Annotated in this window: 14 protein-coding genes and 4 tRNA genes; all 18 read left to right on the top strand. The window is 55.2% G+C overall.

Translation table 11 applies throughout. The features are described 5' to 3' along the window. Window positions 1–67 precede the first annotated feature (67 nt). The 18 genes from birA (at window position 68) to rpsG (ending at window position 17,127) form a co-directional block, all read left to right on the top strand. Entirely contained in the window at window positions 68–1,027 is a 960-nt protein-coding gene (gene birA, locus ACA057_RS28505; RefSeq protein WP_497344129.1) for a bifunctional biotin--[acetyl-CoA-carboxylase] ligase/biotin operon repressor BirA, read from the top strand. Then, window positions 1,017–1,766, top strand: a complete 750-nt coding sequence (locus tag ACA057_RS28500; protein ID WP_497344127.1) for a pantothenate kinase — start codon at window positions 1,017–1,019, stop codon at window positions 1,764–1,766. Before birA ends, ACA057_RS28500 begins: the two co-directional genes overlap by 11 nt. 7 nt (window positions 1,767–1,773) lie before the next feature. Continuing rightward, the gene (locus tag ACA057_RS28495; protein ID WP_497344125.1) at window positions 1,774–2,214 is read left to right on the top strand and encodes a hypothetical protein; all 441 of its coding nucleotides are present in this window, start codon (window positions 1,774–1,776) and stop codon (window positions 2,212–2,214) included. A 142-nt stretch (window positions 2,215–2,356) separates the two neighbouring features. Next, a tRNA-Tyr gene (locus ACA057_RS28490) sits at window positions 2,357–2,441 on the top strand. Window positions 2,442–2,464: 23 nt separating this feature from the next. Beyond that, a tRNA-Gly gene (locus ACA057_RS28485) sits at window positions 2,465–2,538 on the top strand. Window positions 2,539–2,564: 26 nt separating this feature from the next. Next, a tRNA-Thr gene (locus ACA057_RS28480) sits at window positions 2,565–2,640 on the top strand. Between the two features lie 84 nt (window positions 2,641–2,724). Next, complete coding sequence (tuf, locus tag ACA057_RS28475; RefSeq protein WP_007896619.1) at window positions 2,725–3,918, top strand: elongation factor Tu; 1,194 nt, start codon at window positions 2,725–2,727, stop codon at window positions 3,916–3,918. Between the two features lie 53 nt (window positions 3,919–3,971). Continuing rightward, window positions 3,972–4,047 (top strand) — tRNA-Trp (locus tag ACA057_RS28470). Window positions 4,048–4,092: 45 nt separating this feature from the next. Continuing rightward, window positions 4,093–4,461 carry a preprotein translocase subunit SecE gene (secE, locus tag ACA057_RS28465; RefSeq protein WP_008145488.1) on the top strand — a complete coding sequence of 123 codons (369 nt, stop codon included), beginning with the start codon at window positions 4,093–4,095 and terminating at the stop codon, window positions 4,459–4,461. Between the two features lie 9 nt (window positions 4,462–4,470). Further along, complete coding sequence (gene nusG / locus ACA057_RS28460) at window positions 4,471–5,004, top strand: transcription termination/antitermination protein NusG (RefSeq protein WP_007896622.1); 534 nt, start codon at window positions 4,471–4,473, stop codon at window positions 5,002–5,004. 117 nt (window positions 5,005–5,121) lie between these two features. Beyond that, window positions 5,122–5,553 (top strand): 50S ribosomal protein L11, encoded by a 432-nt coding sequence (rplK, locus tag ACA057_RS28455; protein ID WP_003210097.1) that lies wholly within the window; start codon window positions 5,122–5,124, stop codon window positions 5,551–5,553. After that, window positions 5,553–6,248, top strand: coding sequence for a 50S ribosomal protein L1 (gene rplA, locus ACA057_RS28450; protein ID WP_007896626.1), 696 nt, complete (start codon window positions 5,553–5,555; stop codon window positions 6,246–6,248). Before rplK ends, rplA begins: the two co-directional genes overlap by 1 nt. A 198-nt stretch (window positions 6,249–6,446) precedes the next feature. Next, window positions 6,447–6,947: a 50S ribosomal protein L10 gene (gene rplJ, locus ACA057_RS28445; RefSeq protein ID WP_028621539.1), complete on the top strand. Its 501-nt coding sequence runs from the start codon at window positions 6,447–6,449 to the stop codon at window positions 6,945–6,947. Window positions 6,948–7,027: 80 nt separating this feature from the next. Then, on the top strand, window positions 7,028–7,393 hold the full coding sequence (rplL, locus tag ACA057_RS28440; protein WP_010467258.1) for a 50S ribosomal protein L7/L12: 366 nt from the start codon (window positions 7,028–7,030) through the stop codon (window positions 7,391–7,393). A 220-nt stretch (window positions 7,394–7,613) separates the two neighbouring features. Further along, window positions 7,614–11,687, top strand: a complete 4,074-nt coding sequence (gene rpoB, locus ACA057_RS28435) for a DNA-directed RNA polymerase subunit beta (RefSeq protein ID WP_219097508.1) — start codon at window positions 7,614–7,616, stop codon at window positions 11,685–11,687. A gap of 64 nt (window positions 11,688–11,751) precedes the next feature. Beyond that, window positions 11,752–15,951, top strand: coding sequence for a DNA-directed RNA polymerase subunit beta' (gene rpoC / locus ACA057_RS28430; RefSeq protein ID WP_007896632.1), 4,200 nt, complete (start codon window positions 11,752–11,754; stop codon window positions 15,949–15,951). Between the two features lie 216 nt (window positions 15,952–16,167). Then, complete coding sequence (rpsL, locus tag ACA057_RS28425) at window positions 16,168–16,539, top strand: 30S ribosomal protein S12 (RefSeq protein ID WP_002555494.1); 372 nt, start codon at window positions 16,168–16,170, stop codon at window positions 16,537–16,539. A gap of 117 nt (window positions 16,540–16,656) precedes the next feature. Beyond that, window positions 16,657–17,127 (top strand): 30S ribosomal protein S7, encoded by a 471-nt coding sequence (gene rpsG / locus ACA057_RS28420; RefSeq protein WP_002555493.1) that lies wholly within the window; start codon window positions 16,657–16,659, stop codon window positions 17,125–17,127. Window positions 17,128–17,140 lie beyond the last annotated feature (13 nt).

The raw sequence follows: 17,140 nt of genomic DNA, 5'->3' as shown, positions 1-17,140 counted from the left end.
GTACGGTTTCTATGCAACGGCTCGGGGCATAGCTATCATGCGGGCCTCATTGTGAGGCGAGACTTGCATGCTGACGTTGTTAAAGCTTCTTAAAGATGGCCGATTCCATTCAGGTCAGGCTCTGGGCGTTGCCTTGGGCGTCAGTCGTAGTGCCGTATGGAAGCAGCTTCAGCATTTGGAGGCTGAGCTGGGCTTGTCCATCCATAAGGTGCGTGGGCGTGGCTATCAATTGGCAGCACCGCTGACACTGCTTGATCCTGCCGAGATAAGAGGCCGGACGCCTTCTTGTGATTGGCCCGTTCTGGTTTTCGATTCAATTGACTCCACTAATGCTGAAGCGTTGCGCGCCGTAGAGCGGGGCCAGGCCGCGCCATTTCTGGTGCTCGCCGAGCGGCAGACCGCCGGCCGCGGCCGGCGTGGGCGGAAATGGGTGAGTCCGTTTGCGGAAAACATCTATTACAGCCTGGTATTGCGTATTGAAGGTGGGATGCGTCAGCTTGAAGGCTTGAGTCTTGTTGTTGGGCTCGCCGTCATGCAGGCATTGCGCAAGCTTGGGGTTTCGGGTGCGGGATTAAAATGGCCAAACGATGTTCTGGTTGGTCAGAAGAAGATCGCCGGAATATTGCTCGAGCTGGTGGGGGATCCTGCCGATGTGTGTCATGTGGTGCTGGGTGTTGGCATCAATGTGAACATGCAGATGACTGATGAGGTTGATCAGCAGTGGACGTCCATGCGGCTGGAGTCTGGCAAGGTGTTTGATCGCAATCATCTGGTCGCGGAGTTGGACATCATGCTTCAGGCTTACTTGAGTCGTCATCAAGTCGGCGGATTTTCAGCCATCCAGGCAGAGTGGGAGCAAAATCATCTATGGCAAGGGCGGCCTGTGTCGTTGATTGCCGGTGTTAACCAGATAGATGGCGAAGTGCTCGGTATCGATAATCAGGGGGCTCTGCGCTTGAAGGTGGATGGTGTGGAAAAAGTCTTTAGTGGCGGTGAGCTTAGTCTGAGGTTGCGTGATGATTCTTGAGCTCGACTGCGGAAACAGTTTCATTAAGTGGCGCGTGCTCGACGCGGATGCTCGGCGGGTGGCTGGCGAGGGTGTCGTTGATTCCGATCTTGCGCTGCTGGAGAGCTTGAAGGCCCTCGAGGGGCTGGCTCTCAAGTTTTGTCGGTTGGTCAGTGTCAGGACTGCCGAGGAAACCGCTGCATTGATTGCTCTGCTTAAAGAAGCTTTCAGTGTGTCGGTCATGTGTGCGGTTCCGGCTCGCGAAATGTCGGGGGTTCGTAATGGCTATGAAGAATTCGAACGGCTTGGACTTGATCGCTGGTTGGCGATGCTCGGAGGTTTTCATCTCGCGGCGGGTGCGTGCCTTGTGCTCGATTTTGGTACTGCAGTGACTGCTGACTTCATCTCCCGGGATGGGGGGCATCTCGGAGGCTTCATATGCCCGGGAATGCCGTTGATGCGAAACCAGTTACGTACCCATACCCGCAAAATTCGATATGGAGACCTCGCGGCGGAGCGCGCCCTTGAAAGTCTTGTTCCCGGTCGTACAACCGTTGAGGCGGTCGAGCGGGGGTGCTTGCTGATGTTGAGGGGCTTTGTCTTGACTCAATTAGAGTTGGCGCGCAGTTACTGGGGGGAGGAATTTGATGTGTTTCTCACTGGTGGTGATGCGGACCTGGTATCGGAGATCGTCCCCGAGGCTCGTGTGGTCCCGGATCTGGTCTTTGTAGGTTTGGCTATGGCATGTCCCTTGTCCTGAGGTTTTTATGCGTTGGTTGTTCCTGCTGCTGCTTGTTCTCAATGTGTTCTATTACATCTGGCACCAACAAGAGGCTCCTCTTCGTGCGAAAGACGTAACGCCGTTGAGTTTGTATCGGGGATCGCAGCAGGATATTCGCTTGTTGAGCGAGACGACTGACGCGACTCGCGATAAAGGGAAATCTGCCCCGGCCGACAGTGGTTGCCTCTACCTGGGCGGTTTTACGCGTCAGGAAGCCGCTCAGGCGGTTGAGCGGCGGCTGAGTGGTATGGATATCAAGTACCAATCCTTGCCGAAGGATCCCTCGGAGTCTGCGGGCTATTGGGTGCGTGTAGCACCAGAAAGCCGACGCTGGCTGGATGACTCGCAGCTGAAAAACCTTTCCAGAGAATTCAATGAGTTAAAACATAAAATAATGCCGTGCGAGGGGGTTGCACCCACGGAATAGTTTGCATAGAATGGCGCCCGCTTCGCAGTGAACACCTTTAACGGTTAGCACTTCGAAGCGACGTCAACGCAGCTAACCTCAGGTTTTTAATGAGAAAATGCTTGACAGAAGGCTGGCATGATATAGAATGCCGGCTCGCTTAGGAGGGGTTCCCGAGCGGCCAAAGGGATCAGACTGTAAATCTGACGTCTACGACTTCGAAGGTTCGAATCCTTCCCCCTCCACCATTTTTAGCGAGAGCTGCAAGCTCGCGGGTATAGTTTAGTGGTAGAACCTCAGCCTTCCAAGCTGATGATGCGGGTTCGATTCCCGCTACCCGCTCCATGTTTGCAGATCCTGCGCAGTGTTACGCTCTTGTAGCTCAGTTGGTAGAGCACACCCTTGGTAAGGGTGAGGTCAGCGGTTCAAATCCGCTCAAGAGCTCCATATAACAAGGCAGATATGAAAATATCTGCCTTTGTTTTAATGGCTTGTTTGACTTGCTCAATTCTTCTCCTCGGGGTGATTTTGATGGCTAAGGAAAAGTTCGAACGCAATAAGCCGCATGTCAACGTCGGCACCATTGGTCACGTAGACCATGGCAAGACCACCCTGACAGCTGCTTTGACTCGCGTCTGTTCCGAAGTTTTCGGTTCGGCAAAGGTTGACTTCGACAAGATCGATAGCGCCCCTGAAGAAAAAGCTCGTGGTATTACCATCAACACCGCTCACGTTGAGTACGATTCGGCCGTGCGTCACTACGCACACGTTGACTGTCCTGGTCACGCCGACTATGTAAAAAACATGATCACCGGTGCTGCTCAGATGGATGGTGCGATTCTGGTTTGCTCGGCCGCTGATGGTCCGATGCCGCAAACCCGTGAGCACATCCTGCTGTCCCGCCAGGTTGGCGTTCCGTACATCGTGGTCTTCCTGAACAAGGCTGACATGGTTGACGACGCTGAGCTGCTGGAGCTGGTAGAGATGGAAGTGCGCGATCTGCTGAGCACTTATGATTTCCCAGGCGATGACACTCCGATCATCATTGGTTCGGCGCTGATGGCTCTGAACGGTCAAGACGACAACGAGATGGGCACTACCGCCGTCAAGAAGTTGGTCGAGACTCTGGATAGCTACATTCCGCAGCCTGAGCGCGCTATTGATAAGCCGTTCCTGATGCCGATCGAGGATGTGTTCTCGATCTCCGGTCGCGGCACTGTTGTGACTGGTCGTGTTGAGCGTGGCATTGTCCGCATTCAGGAAGAGGTTGAGATTGTTGGTCTTCGTGACACTGTCAAAACTACTTGCACTGGTGTTGAGATGTTCCGCAAGCTGCTCGACGAAGGTCGTGCTGGCGAGAACTGCGGCGTTTTGCTGCGCGGTACCAAGCGTGATGATGTTGAGCGTGGCCAGGTTCTGGTTAAGCCGGGCACCGTCAAGCCGCATACCAAGTTCACTGCTGAGGTTTACGTTCTGAGCAAGGAAGAGGGTGGTCGTCATACGCCATTCTTTAAAGGCTACCGTCCACAGTTCTACTTCCGTACGACTGATGTGACTGGTAACTGCGAATTGCCGGAAGGTGTTGAGATGGTGATGCCAGGTGACAACGTCCAAATGACAGTCACTCTGATCAAAACCATCGCAATGGAAGATGGTCTGCGTTTCGCTATCCGTGAGGGCGGTCGTACCGTCGGCGCTGGTGTCGTAGCGAAGGTTATCGAGTAAATTGTTGTAATGTCTTTTTCGGGCCGGCATAATGGTCGGCCTGATTTTGTTTTAGGTCAGTAGCTCAATTGGCAGAGCGACGGTCTCCAAAACCGTAGGTTGGGGGTTCGATTCCCTCCTGACCTGCCAGATTCACTTGGTGTGTCTGGCTTTCTTTTCACAGGATCTTCATAGATGACTCCTAAAGCTGAAGCTCAAGGCTCTCGCTTCGATCTGCTCAAGTGGCTAGTAGTAGTCGCTTTGGTGGTTGTTGGCGTTGTTGGCAATCAGTATTACTCTGCTTCGCCGATCCTGTACCGTGTACTAGCTTTGCTCGCCATTGCTGCTGTAGCTGCCTTTGTAGGCCTGCAGACAGTCAAGGGCAAGTCTTTCTTTGTACTGGTTAAGGAAGCTCGCACCGAGATTCGTAAAGTCGTGTGGCCAACTCGCCAAGAAACCACGCAGACCACACTGATTGTTGTGGCTGTTGTTCTGGTTATGGCGTTGCTGTTGTGGGGGCTTGATTCCCTGCTCGGCTGGCTTGTTTCCTTGATTGTCGGCTAAGGGTGTCCCGTGGCTAAGCGTTGGTACGTTGTGCATGCTTACTCCGGTTACGAGAAGCATGTCATGCGCTCGTTGGTAGAGCGCGTAAAGCTGGCTGGCATGGAAGATGGCTTTGGCGAAATTCTGGTTCCCACTGAAGAAGTGGTTGAAATGCGTAATGGCCAGAAACGCAAAAGCGAGCGCAAATTCTTCCCAGGTTATGTGCTGGTTCAGATGGACATGAATGAGGGTACTTGGCACTTGGTCAAGGACACTCCTCGGGTGATGGGTTTTATCGGCGGTACCGCTGATAAGCCAGCACCAATCACAGATAAAGAGGCAGAAGCGATTCTGCGTCGCGTTGCTGATGGTAGCGACAAGCCGAAGCCGAAGACGTTGTTCGAGCCAGGCGAATCGGTACGTGTCAACGACGGTCCGTTTGCCGACTTTACCGGCACGGTCGAAGAAGTTAACTACGAAAAGAGCCGAATCCAAGTGGCAGTGCTCATTTTCGGTCGCTCTACTCCGGTAGAGCTAGAGTTCAGCCAGGTCGAAAAGGTCTAGCTGAGCAAGCATCCCAACCCCGCAGCCCTAGGCTGTGGGGTTTTGTCGTCACTGGGATAAACGCGCAAGTAACCGGGGAGCCTTTCGAGGCGTTCGAACCCGTAATTGGAGTGCCTCATGGCCAAGAAGATTACCGCTTACATCAAGCTGCAAGTGAAGGCCGCTCAGGCTAACCCAAGCCCACCTGTTGGTCCTGCTCTGGGTCAGCACGGCGTGAACATCATGGAATTCTGCAAGGCTTTCAACGCCCGTACTCAGGGTATTGAACCAGGTCTGCCGACTCCAGTGATCATCACTGTCTACAGCGACCGTAGCTTCACTTTCGAAACCAAATCCACACCTGCTTCGGTTCTGCTGAAGAAGGCTGCTGGTCTGACTAGCGGTTCCGCTCGTCCGAACACCGTTAAGGTTGGCACCGTGACTCGTGCTCAGCTGGAAGAAATCGCGAAAACCAAAAACGCGGATCTGACTGCAGCTGATATGGATGCGGCCGTGCGTACTATCGCCGGTTCTGCTCGTAGCATGGGCCTTAACGTGGAGGGTGTGTAATGGCTAAGTTGACCAAACGTCAAAAGGCTATCGCCGGCAAAATCGAAGCAGGCAAGTCCTACAACTTTGTAGACGCTGCTGCTTTGCTGGCTGAGCTGTCGACTGTCAAGTTCAGCGAGTCCTTCGACGTTGCTGTAAACCTGGGTGTTGACCCGCGTAAATCCGACCAGGTCGTTCGTAGCGCTACTGTGCTGCCACACGGCACTGGCAAGACTGTTCGCGTTGCTGTGTTCACCCAGGGTCCAGCTGCTGAGGCCGCTTTGGCTGCCGGCGCTGACCGTGTAGGTATGGACGATCTGGCTGCCGAAATGAAAGGCGGCGACCTGAACTATGACGTCGTTATCGCATCCCCGGATGCAATGCGCGTTGTTGGTCAGTTGGGTCAGATCCTCGGCCCACGTGGCCTGATGCCTAACCCTAAAGTCGGCACCGTAACGCCAGACGTAGCTACCGCGGTTAAAAACGCCAAGGCTGGTCAGGTTCGTTATCGCACCGACAAAAACGGCATCATCCACACCTCCGTTGGCAAAGTCGGCTTCGACGCCGTCAAGCTGAAGGAAAACGTTGAAGCCCTGATCGCTGATCTGAAGCGTATCAAGCCAGCTTCCTCGAAAGGTATTTACGTCAAGCGCGTTACCCTGAGCACCACCATGGGTCCAGGTCTGGTCATCGACCAAGGCTCGCTCGACGCGTAAGACACAGGTTGGCGCAAGCGATTGCGCCAATTGAAAGATTGGGGTCCCTGCCTGGCGGGGGCTATCCAAGACCGTAGGCGACGCAAGTCTTAAACCTCAAGCCTACGCAGATGGTGCTCCCGGTTCCTTACCGAATCAGACACCAAAACGACATCCGGCTCCGGTTGGATGAAACGGTAACAAGCAGGAGTTAAACCCGTGGCAATTAAACTCGAAGACAAGAAGGCCATCGTCGCTGAAGTCAACGAGGCTGCCAATGTTGCCCTGTCTGCTGTTGTGGCTGATGCCCGCGGTGTGACAGTAAGCGCTATGACCGGACTCCGTAAAGAGGCTCGTGAAGCTGGCGTTTACGTACGTGTTGTACGTAACACCCTGCTCAAGCGCGCCGTTGCTGGCACTCAGTATGACGTGCTCAACGACGTGTTCACTGGCCCGACCTTGATTGCATTCTCCAAAGAACATCCGGGCGCTGCTGCTCGCATCTTCAAAGAGTTCGCAAAAGGTCAGGATAAGTTCGAGATCAAGGCAGCTGCGTTCGAGGGCAAGTTCCTCGCAGCTAATCAGATCGACGTACTGGCAAGTCTGCCGACCCGTGACGAAGCAATTTCTCAGCTGATGAGCGTGATTCAAGGCGCAACCAGCAAATTGGCTCGTACTCTGGCGGCCCTTCGCGACCAGAAAGAAGCTGCCGCAGCCTAAGGCTGAGCGACTCCTTTCAGCGTTTATTGTTTATTTCGATGGCCGCGTAGGCTGTCACCCCAATACAGGAATTTATAGTCATGTCTCTGACTAACGACCAAATCATCGAAGCAATCGGCGAAAAATCCGTTCTGGAAATCGTTGAGCTGATCAAGGCCATGGAAGAGAAGTTCGGCGTTTCCGCTGCCGCTGCTTCCGCTGGTCCAGCTGCTGTCGCTGCCGTTGTTGAAGAACAAACTGAATTCAACGTCATGCTGCTGGAAGCTGGCGAGAAGAAAGTTAACGTGATCAAGGCAGTACGTGAACTGACCGGTCTGGGCTTGAAAGAAGCCAAGGCAGTAGTTGACGGCGCTCCTGGCATGGTTCTGGAAGCTGTTTCGAAAGACGCAGCTGACAAAGCCAAAGCCACTCTGGAAGAAGCAGGCGCTAAAGTCGAGCTGAAGTAAGCATCGACTTTGCGTCTCCAGCCCGAGCGTTAAGCGAAAGGCTGATGGCTGGTGGCTCTTGCCACCGGCCTTTTTCCGTTATTGGCAGCCGACTGGGTCGGTGCTGGTAACGAGCTGTAACCACCCGATGCGGTGGCGCAAACCATGGGGTTTGCACGATTTTCTGGCTGCTCCCGTCGGGAGGGGCCAAACAAGCAGGTGACCAAGCTGGGGAACGCTGATGGCTTACTCATATACTGAGAAAAAACGTATCCGCAAGGACTTTAGCAAGTTGCCGGACGTCATGGATGTGCCTTACCTCCTGGCCATCCAGCTGGATTCGTATCGTGAATTCTTGCAAGCGGGAGCGACTAAAGATCAGTTCCGCGACGTGGGCCTGCATGCGGCCTTCAAATCCGTTTTCCCGATCATCAGCTACTCCGGCAATGCTGCGCTGGAGTACGTCGGTTATCGCCTGGGCGAACCGGCATTTGATGTCAAAGAATGCGTATTGCGCGGTGTAACTTACGCCGTACCTTTGCGGGTAAAAGTGCGCCTGATCATTTTCGACAAAGAATCGTCGAACAAAGCGATCAAGGACATTAAAGAGCAAGAAGTCTACATGGGTGAAATCCCCCTGATGACTGAGAACGGTACCTTCGTAATCAACGGTACCGAGCGTGTAATCGTTTCCCAGCTGCACCGTTCCCCGGGCGTGTTCTTCGACCACGACCGTGGCAAGACGCACAGCTCCGGCAAACTGCTTTACTCCGCGCGCATCATTCCTTACCGCGGTTCGTGGTTGGACTTCGAGTTCGATCCGAAAGACTGCGTGTTCGTGCGTATCGACCGTCGTCGCAAGCTGCCTGCATCGGTACTGCTGCGCGCGCTCGGATATACCACTGAAGAAGTGCTCGACGCGTTCTACACCACCAACGTTTTCCACCTGAGCGGCGAAACCCTCAGTCTGGAACTGATTGCTTCGCGTCTGCGTGGTGAAATCGCTGTTCTTGATATTCAGGACGAGAAGGGCAAGGTCATCGTTGAGGCTGGTCGCCGTATTACTGCGCGCCACATCAACCAGATCGAAAAAGCCGGTCTCAAGACCCTGGAAGTGCCTCTAGACTACGTCCTGGGTCGCACTACCGCCAAGGCCATCGTGCATCCGGCAACCGGCGAAATCCTGGCAGAGTGCAACACCGAGCTGAACACCGAGATCCTGGCAAAAATCGCCAAGGCTCAGGTTGTTCGCATCGAAACTCTGTACACCAACGACATCGACTGCGGTCCGTTCGTCTCCGACACGCTGAAGATCGACTCCACCAGCAACCAATTGGAAGCGCTGGTCGAGATCTATCGCATGATGCGTCCAGGCGAGCCGCCAACCAAAGACGCTGCCGAGACGCTGTTCAACAACCTGTTCTTCAGCCCTGAGCGCTATGACCTGTCTGCGGTCGGCCGGATGAAGTTCAACCGTCGTATCGGTCGTACCGAGATCGAAGGTTCGGGCGTGTTGTGCAAGGAAGACATCGTCGCGGTACTGAAGACTCTGGTCGACATCCGTAACGGTAAAGGCATCGTCGATGACATCGACCACCTGGGTAACCGTCGTGTTCGCTGCGTAGGCGAAATGGCCGAGAACCAGTTCCGCGTTGGCCTGGTACGTGTAGAGCGTGCGGTCAAAGAGCGTCTGTCGATGGCTGAAAGCGAAGGCCTGATGCCGCAAGACCTGATCAACGCCAAGCCAGTGGCTGCGGCGGTGAAAGAGTTCTTCGGTTCCAGCCAGCTGTCCCAGTTCATGGACCAGAACAACCCGCTGTCCGAGATCACCCACAAGCGTCGTGTGTCTGCACTCGGCCCTGGCGGTTTGACTCGTGAGCGTGCTGGCTTTGAAGTGCGTGACGTACACCCGACTCACTACGGTCGTGTATGCCCGATTGAAACGCCGGAAGGTCCGAACATCGGTCTGATCAACTCCCTGGCCGCTTATGCGCGCACCAACCAGTACGGCTTCCTCGAGAGCCCGTACCGTGTGGTGAAAGACGCTCTGGTCACCGACGAGATCGTGTTCCTGTCCGCCATCGAAGAAGCTGATCACGTGATCGCTCAGGCTTCGGCCACGATGAACGACAAGAAAATGCTGATCGACGAGCTGGTAGCTGTTCGTCACTTGAACGAGTTCACCGTCAAGGCGCCGGAAGACGTCACCTTGATGGACGTATCGCCGAAGCAGGTAGTTTCGGTTGCAGCGTCGCTGATCCCGTTCCTCGAGCACGATGACGCCAACCGTGCGTTGATGGGTTCGAACATGCAGCGTCAAGCTGTACCTACCCTGCGCGCTGACAAGCCGCTGGTCGGTACCGGCATGGAGCGTAACGTAGCCCGTGACTCCGGCGTTTGCGTCGTGGCTCGTCGTGGTGGCGTGATCGACTCCGTTGATGCCAGCCGTATCGTGGTTCGTGTTGCTGATGATGAAGTTGAAACCGGTGAAGCTGGTGTCGACATCTACAACCTGACCAAGTACACCCGCTCCAACCAGAACACCTGCATCAACCAGCGTCCGCTGGTGCGTAAAGGTGATCGGGTTCAGCGCAGCGACATCATGGCTGACGGCCCGTCCACCGATATGGGTGAGCTGGCGCTGGGTCAGAACATGCGCATCGCGTTCATGGCCTGGAACGGTTACAACTTCGAAGACTCCATCTGCCTGTCGGAACGAGTCGTTCAAGAAGATCGCTTTACCACGATCCACATTCAGGAACTGACCTGTGTGGCACGTGACACCAAGCTTGGGCCAGAGGAAATCACTGCAGACATCCCGAACGTGGGTGAAGCTGCACTGAACAAGCTGGACGAAGCCGGTATCGTTTACGTAGGTGCTGAAGTAGGCGCAGGCGACATCCTGGTTGGTAAGGTCACTCCGAAAGGCGAGACTCAGCTGACTCCGGAAGAAAAACTGCTGCGTGCCATCTTCGGCGAAAAAGCCAGCGACGTTAAAGACACCTCCCTGCGTGTGCCTACCGGCACCAAGGGTACCGTCATCGATGTACAGGTCTTCACCCGCGACGGCGTTGAGCGTGATGCTCGTGCACTGTCGATCGAGAAGACTCAGCTCGACGAGATCCGCAAGGATCTGAACGAAGAGTTCCGTATCGTTGAAGGCGCGACTTTCGAACGTCTGCGTTCCGCTCTGGTCGGCCACAAAGCCGAAGGCGGCGCCGGCCTGAAGAAAGGTCAGGACATCACCGACGAAGTTCTCGACGGTCTTGAGCATGGTCAGTGGTTCAAACTGCGCATGGCTGAAGATGCTCTGAACGAGCAGCTGGAGAAGGCCCAGGCCTACATCGTTGATCGTCGCCGTCTGCTGGACGACAAGTTCGAAGACAAGAAGCGCAAACTGCAGCAGGGCGATGACCTGGCTCCAGGCGTGCTGAAAATCGTCAAGGTTTACCTGGCAATCCGTCGCCGCATCCAGCCGGGCGACAAGATGGCCGGTCGTCACGGTAACAAAGGTGTGGTCTCCGTGATCATGCCGGTTGAAGACATGCCGCACGATGCCAATGGCACCCCGGTCGACGTCGTCCTCAACCCGTTGGGCGTACCTTCGCGTATGAACGTTGGTCAGATCCTTGAAACCCACCTCGGCCTCGCGGCCAAAGGTCTGGGCGAGAAGATCAACCGGATGATCGAAGAGCAGCGCAAAGTCGCTGAGCTTCGTAAATTCCTCGACGAGATCTACAACCAGATCGGCGGTCGTAACGAAGATCTGGATAGCTTCTCCGACCAGGAAATCCTGGATCTGGCGAAGAACCTGCGTGGCGGCGTTCCAATGGCCACTCCAGTGTTCGACGGCGCCAAGGAAAGCGAAATCAAGGCCATGCTGAAACTGGCGGACCTGCCAGAAAGCGGCCAGATGCAGCTGACCGACGGCCGTACCGGCAACAAGTTCGAGCGCCCGGTTACTGTTGGCTACATGTACATGCTGAAGCTGAACCACTTGGTAGACGACAAGATGCACGCTCGTTCTACCGGTTCGTACAGCCTGGTTACTCAGCAGCCGCTGGGTGGTAAGGCGCAGTTCGGTGGTCAGCGTTTCGGGGAGATGGAGGTCTGGGCACTGGAAGCATACGGTGCTGCTTACACTCTGCAAGAAATGCTCACAGTGAAGTCGGACGATGTGAACGGCCGTACCAAGATGTACAAAAACATCGTGGATGGCGATCACCGTATGGAGCCGGGCATGCCCGAGTCTTTCAACGTGTTGATCAAGGAAATTCGTTCCCTCGGCATCGATATCGATCTGGAAACCGAATAACACGTGACGCGAATCGAGAGCGGGGCAGGATTGCCCGCTCTCTGCTCCGCCAGGAGGAAAGGCCTTGAAAGACCTACTGAATTTGCTGAAAAACCAGGGTCAAGTCGAAGAGTTCGACGCCATCCGTATTGGATTGGCATCGCCTGAGATGATCCGTTCGTGGTCGTTCGGTGAAGTTAAAAAGCCGGAAACCATCAACTACCGTACGTTCAAACCTGAGCGTGACGGCTTGTTCTGCGCCAAGATCTTTGGCCCGGTAAAGGATTACGAGTGCCTGTGCGGTAAGTACAAGCGCTTGAAGCACCGTGGTGTGATCTGCGAGAAGTGCGGCGTTGAAGTCGCGCTGGCCAAAGTTCGTCGTGAGCGCATGGCGCACATCGAACTGGCTTCGCCGGTTGCCCACATCTGGTTCCTGAAATCGCTGCCGTCGCGTATCGGCTTGCTGATGGACATGACCCTGCGTGATATCGAACGCGTTCTCTACTTCGAGAGCTACGTCGTTATCGATCCAGGCATGACCACCCTTGAAAAAGGTCAGCTGCTCAACGACGAGCAGTACTTCGAAGCGCTGGAAGAGTTCGGCGACGATTTCGATGCCCGCATGGGTGCCGAAGCTGTCCGTGAACTGCTGCACGCTATCGACCTGGAGCACGAGATTGGCCGTCTGCGTGAAGAAATTCCGCAAACCAACTCCGAAACCAAAATCAAGAAGCTGTCCAAGCGTCTGAAGTTGATGGAAGCCTTCCAGGGTTCCGGCAACCTTCCAGAATGGATGGTGCTGACCGTTCTGCCGGTTCTGCCGCCAGATCTGCGTCCACTGGTCCCGCTGGATGGCGGTCGCTTCGCGACTTCCGACCTCAACGATCTGTATCGTCGAGTGATCAACCGTAACAACCGCTTGAAGCGTCTGCTCGATCTGTCCGCTCCGGACATCATCGTGCGCAACGAAAAGCGTATGTTGCAGGAAGCTGTCGATGCACTGCTTGACAACGGTCGTCGTGGCCGCGCTATCACCGGTTCGAACAAGCGTCCTCTGAAATCCCTGGCTGACATGATCAAGGGTAAACAAGGTCGTTTCCGTCAGAACTTGCTCGGTAAGCGTGTTGACTACTCCGGTCGTTCGGTAATTACCGTAGGTCCAACCCTGCGTCTGCACCAGTGCGGTCTGCCGAAGAAAATGGCTCTCGAGCTGTTCAAGCCGTTCATTTTCGGCAAGCTGGAAATGCGTGGTCTCGCGACCACCATCAAAGCTGCCAAGAAAATGGTTGAGCGCGAGCTGCCAGAGGTTTGGGACGTTCTCGCTGAAGTGATCCGTGAACACCCGGTTCTCCTCAACCGTGCACCGACCCTTCACCGTCTGGGTATCCAGGCGTTTGAACCAGTTCTGATCGAAGGTAAGGCTATCCAGCTGCACCCTCTGGTCTGTGCTGCGTACAACGCCGACTTCGACGGCGACCAAATGGCCGTGCACGTACCGCTGACACTGGAAGCCCAGTTGGAAGCGCGTGCGTTGATGATGTCGACCAACAACATTCTGTCGCCAGCCAACGGTGAGCCAATCATCGTTCCGTCGCAGGACGTTGTATTGGGTCTGTACTACATGACGCGTGAAGCGATCAACGCCAAGGGCGAAGGTCGTGTGTTCGCGGATCTGCAAGAAGTTGACCGTGTGTTCCGTGCCGGCGAAGCCGCACTGCACGCTAAAGTCAAAGTGCGGATCAACGAAACTGTCAACGATCGTGATGGTGGCAGCGTCAAGAACACTCGTATCGTCGACACCACTGTCGGCCGTGCGCTGTTGTTCCAGGTTGTTCCACCTGGCCTGTCGTACGACGTCGTCAACCAGCCGATGAAGAAAAAGGCGATCTCCAAGCTGATCAACCAGTGCTACCGCGTGGTTGGTTTGAAAGAGACCGTGATCTTCGCTGACCAGTTGATGTACACCGGTTTTGCCTATTCGACCATTTCCGGCGTTTCCATCGGTGTTAACGACTTCGTTATCCCGGATGAAAAGGCCCGCATCATCGGTGCTGCTACCGACGAAGTGAAAGAGATCGAAAGTCAGTACGCCTCCGGCCTGGTAACCCAGGGCGAGAAGTACAACAAAGTGATCGACCTTTGGTCCAAGGCGAACGACGAAGTTTCCAAGGCGATGATGGCCAACCTCTCGAAAGAGAAAGTCATCGACCGTCATGGCGTCGAAGTCGACCAAGAGTCCTTCAACTCGATGTACATGATGGCCGACTCGGGCGCACGGGGTTCTGCTGCGCAGATCCGTCAGCTCGCCGGTATGCGTGGCCTGATGGCCAAGCCGGACGGCTCCATCATCGAAACGCCGATTACTGCGAACTTCCGTGAAGGTTTGAGCGTACTTCAGTACTTCATCTCCACTCACGGTGCTCGTAAAGGTTTGGCGGATACCGCGTTGAAAACTGCGAACTCCGGTTACCTGACTCGTCGTCTGGTAGACGTAGCGCAGGATCTGGTTGTGACCGAGATCGATTGCGGCACCGAGCATGGCCTGGTAATGACGCCGCACATTGAAGGCGGTGACGTTGTTGAGCCATTGGGCGAGCGCGTATTGGGTCGAGTCATTGCCCGTGACGTGTTCAAGCCAGGTACCGAAGAAATCATCGTTCCTGCCGGCACGCTGGTAGACGAGAAGTGGGTCGAGTTCATCGAGCTGAACAGCATCGACGAAGTGATCGTGCGTTCGCCGATCAGCTGCGAAACCCGCTACGGCATTTGCGCCAAGTGCTACGGCCGTGACTTGGCTCGTGGTCACCAGGTGAACATCGGTGAAGCGGTCGGCGTTATCGCTGCCCAGTCCATCGGTGAGCCGGGTACCCAGCTGACCATGCGTACGTTCCACATCGGTGGTGCGGCAAGCCGGACCTCCGCAGCCGACAGCGTTCAGGTGAAGAATGGCGGTACCGTCCGTCTGCACAACCTGAAGCACGTTGAGCGAGTGGATGGTTGCCTGGTTGCTGTGTCCCGTTCCGGTGAGCTGGCAATCGCTGATGACTTCGGTCGTGAGCGTGAGCGTTACAAGCTGCCGTACGGTGCTGTGATTTCGGTTAAAGAAGGTGACAAGGTCGACGCTGGCGCAATCGTGGCCAAGTGGGATCCGCACACTCACCCAATCGTTACCGAAATGAAAGGTACCGTGACCTACGTGGGCATGGAAGAAGGCATCACGATCAAGCGTCAGACTGACGAATTGACCGGTATGACCAACATTGAAGTACTCGATGCCAAAGACCGTCCAGCTGCCGGTAAAGATATCCGTCCTGCTGTGAAGATGGTTGATGACAACGGCAAGGATCTGTTGCTGCCAGGCACTGACGTTATCGCTCAGTACTTCCTGCCAGCCAACGCCCTGGTCGGTGTTGCGGACGGTGCGAAGATCGCGATCGGTGATGTTATCGCTCGTATCCCGCAAGAAACTTCGAAGACCCGTGACATCACCGGTGGTCTGCCGCGTGTTGCCGACTTGTTCGAAGCCCGTCGTCCGAAAGAAGCCTCGATTCTGGCTGAAGTCAGCGGCACCATCGCGTTCGGTAAAGAGACCAAGGGCAAGCGCCGTCTGGTCATTACCCCGAACGACGGTAGCGATCCGTACGAAGAGCTGATTCCGAAGTGGCGTCACCTGAACGTCTTCGAAGGCGAACAGGTCAACCGCGGCGAAGTTATCTCCGACGGCCCGAGCGATCCACACGACATCCTGCGTCTGCTGGGTGTGAGTGCGCTGGCCAAGTACATCGTGAACGAGATCCAGGACGTTTACCGTCTGCAAGGCGTGAAGATCAACGACAAGCACATCGAGACCATCCTGCGTCAGATGCTGCGTAAAGTTGAAATCGCTGAATCCGGCGATTCCAGTTTCATCAAGGGCGACCAGATGGAATTGACTCACGTTCTGGTAGAGAACGAGCGTCTGGCTGGCGACGAGAAATTCGTTTCCAAGTTCACTCGCGTGCTGTTGGGTATCACCAAGGCGTCGTTGTCCACCGAATCGTTCATCTCGGCGGCTTCCTTCCAGGAAACCACTCGCGTACTGACCGAAGCGGCGGTAACCGGCAAGCGCGATTACCTACGCGGCCTGAAAGAAAACGTAGTCGTGGGTCGTCTGATCCCGGCCGGTACCGGTCTGGCTTATCACAGCGAGCGTAAGCGCCGCCGTGATGCTGACAAACCGTTGCGCGTAAGCGCCAGTGAAGTGGAAGCTGCACTGACCGAAGCACTGAACTCAAGCGGTAACTGAGTTCTGCGGTAAATGAGCGTGGGGCCCCGGTCGTTCCGTTCATCGAATCGAGACATTTTGTCGAGGTTGGATGAGCGGGGAGATCGGGGCCTTGCCTTGACTGGGGACAAGATCCTCTTTAGACTCTTGTACCCCTAAATTTGGCGGGAATTCGTTCCTGCCATTTTGCTTTTCTTGCAAGACAATAGCGTCGCAAGACAACAGTGGAGCTAGTAGATGGCAACTATCAACCAGCTGGTACGTCAGCCGCGTAAGCGTATCGTCGAGAAATCCGACGTGCCTGCGCTGCAGAACTGCCCGCAACGTCGTGGCGTATGCACTCGTGTGTATACCACCACGCCGAAAAAACCTAACTCGGCACTGCGTAAAGTATGCCGTGTGCGTCTGACCAACGGTTTCGAGGTTTCCTCGTACATCGGCGGTGAAGGCCACAACCTGCAAGAGCACAGCGTGGTACTGATCCGCGGCGGTCGTGTAAAAGACTTGCCAGGTGTTCGTTACCACACCGTACGCGGTTCTTTGGATACTTCCGGCGTTAAAGGTCGTAACCAGGGTCGTTCGAAGTACGGTACCAAGAAGCCTAAGTAGTAGCGGCTTTTTGTAAAACTGATTTTCTATTTTTCTGAGTCGATAAGAGTAAGGTCGGAGGCGTCCCGAAAGGGCACCGATTCCGAGCGAACCTGAAGACCGTTTGAGGGCTTATCCATGCCAAGAAGACGCGTAGCAGCCAAGCGCGAAGTGCTTGACGATCCAAAATACGGCAGCCAGATACTGGCCAAGTTCATGAACCACGTTATGGAAAGCGGCAAGAAAGCCGTTGCCGAGCGTATCGTTTATGGCGCGCTGGAAAAGGTTAAAGAACGCAAGAACAGCGATCCCCTGGAAATCTTCGAGAAAGCTCTCGACGCCATCGCTCCGCTGGTCGAAGTAAAGTCGCGCCGTGTAGGCGGTGCTACTTACCAGGTTCCGGTCGAAGTTCGTCCGTCCCGTCGTAACGCCCTGGCAATGCGCTGGTTGGTAGACTTCGCCCGCAAGCGCGGCGAGAAGTCTATGGCTCTGCGTTTGGCTGGCGAACTGTTGGACGCCGCTGAAGGTAAAGGTGCTGCAGTTAAGAAGCGTGAAGACGTGCACCGTATGGCTGAAGCCAACAAGGCTTTCTCGCACTACCGCTTCTAATTTTAGCGTCACT

It is taken from the genome of Pseudomonas sp. LBUM1661 (assembly GCF_059695925.1).
Note: the sequence above shows the minus strand (reverse complement) of the source record. Positions and strands in the feature narration are given on the sequence as shown.